Annotated in this window: 3 protein-coding genes; 1 reads left to right on the top strand and 2 read right to left on the bottom strand. The window is 64.9% G+C overall.

Translation table 11 applies throughout. From position 1 onward, the window contains the following. Positions 1–723 (bottom strand): SDR family NAD(P)-dependent oxidoreductase (locus EOA36_RS35355; RefSeq protein WP_127281230.1); only part of this gene is annotated, 723 nt, incomplete at its 3' end. Positions 724–882: 159 nt separating this feature from the next. After that, positions 883–1,173, bottom strand: coding sequence for a muconolactone Delta-isomerase family protein (locus EOA36_RS35350; RefSeq protein ID WP_127281229.1), 291 nt, complete (start codon positions 1,171–1,173; stop codon positions 883–885). Between the two features lie 118 nt (positions 1,174–1,291). On the opposite strand from EOA36_RS35350, the gene EOA36_RS35345 reads away from it, so the two are divergent. Further along, positions 1,292–1,433, top strand: a 142-nt coding sequence (locus EOA36_RS35345; RefSeq protein WP_145969510.1) for a LysR family transcriptional regulator, incomplete at its 3' end; no start/stop codon positions are given.

Below are 1,433 nucleotides of genomic sequence, written 5' to 3'. Positions count from 1 at the left end.
GGCGTCGGAAGCCAGGAACACGGCGGCTCCAGCAAGCTCCTGCACCTCGCCCCAGCGCCGCATCGGCGTGCGGCCCGTCAGCCAGGCGGAGAATTTCTCGTCGGCGACCAGCGCGGCGTTGAGCTCGGTCCTGAAATAGCCCGGCGCGATTGCGTTGACGCGCACGCCGTGCTGGCCCCATTCGCCGGCCATCGACCTGGTCAGCATGGTGATGGCGCCCTTGCTCGCCGCGTAAGGCGCGATCGAAGGGCGCGCGAGCACGCTCTGCACCGAGGAGACGTTGATGATCGCTCCCCTTTGGCGAGCGATCATGCCCTTTACGACGGCCCGGCTCACCTTGAACACGCCGTCCAGGTTGGTGGCCATCAGCGCGTCCCAGTCGGCGTCGCTAAAGCTTTCCAGCGGCGCCCGGCGCTGGATGCCCGCATTGTTGACCAGGATGTCGATCGGTCCGGTGCCCGTTTCCGCTGCCGCGACCGCCTTGTCGACCGACTGTGTGTCGGTCACGTCGATGACCGCTTCCGCGATCGAATGGCCCGCGGCGCGCAGCCTGTCTGCGGCCACTTTCAGATCGTCGGCCTTGCGGCCGCCGATCGTGACGCGAGCGCCGGCGCTCGCAAGCGCTTCCGCGAAGGCCAGGCCCAGGCCGCGGCTGGCGCCGGTTATGAAGGCATGCTTGCCTTCGAGGCCGAACAGGCGGCCGAGATAGTCAGTCGAATGCAATTTGCACCTTTATCGGTCGCGATCTGTCGCCCGCCAGCGCGAAGGCCCGTCTGGCCTCGGCAAGCGGCAGCACCAGCGTGCCGCGTGACTTGATGACATGCAAGGCGCTTTGTCGCCTTGGCGCCCGGCTGGCGGCCTCGGTTGTCGCGGCCGTCAGCCTCAGCGCTTCGGCCCGAACCCCGGATAGGGGTTGAGCGGCACGATCGCGGCAATATCCATCATGCCGGCCTTGACCAGCGGCAGAGTGGCGAGATGGCCGCGCACATCGGCGTCGCTGCCGGCTTCGAACATCATGCCGCTGCCGGGAATGTCGCCGCGATTCCAGATCTGGCGCACGGAGCCTTCCGCATAGAGGGTGCGGCGCTGTTCGGCCTCGTCAGGCAGAACGGGTGCGAAATCCGCGTCGGTGAACTTTTCCGTGTTGCGGGTGAGAAGGGCAAGGAATTGCATTTCGATCTCCTGTTGTCAGTGGTTGATGGCAGGAGATATCGCGCCGCATGGTCAGACTGTCCAAGACTGATTAGGCTAAAGTTGAGACCTGAGAGGACTTGGGTTTCGAGGAGCAAAAATGTTCGACCTGCGCCAGATCAGATATTTCGTCACCGTCGCCGAAACCGGCAATGTCGGTCGAGCCGCCGAATTGCTGCATATCTCGCAATCGCCGCTCAGCCGGCAGATCATGCAGCTGGAGCAACAGCTTGGCGTCGCCC

It is taken from the genome of Mesorhizobium sp. M8A.F.Ca.ET.021.01.1.1 (assembly GCF_003998025.1).
Classification (GTDB): domain Bacteria; phylum Pseudomonadota; class Alphaproteobacteria; order Rhizobiales; family Rhizobiaceae; genus Mesorhizobium.
This window is presented reverse-complemented; position numbering and strand designations above follow the sequence as displayed.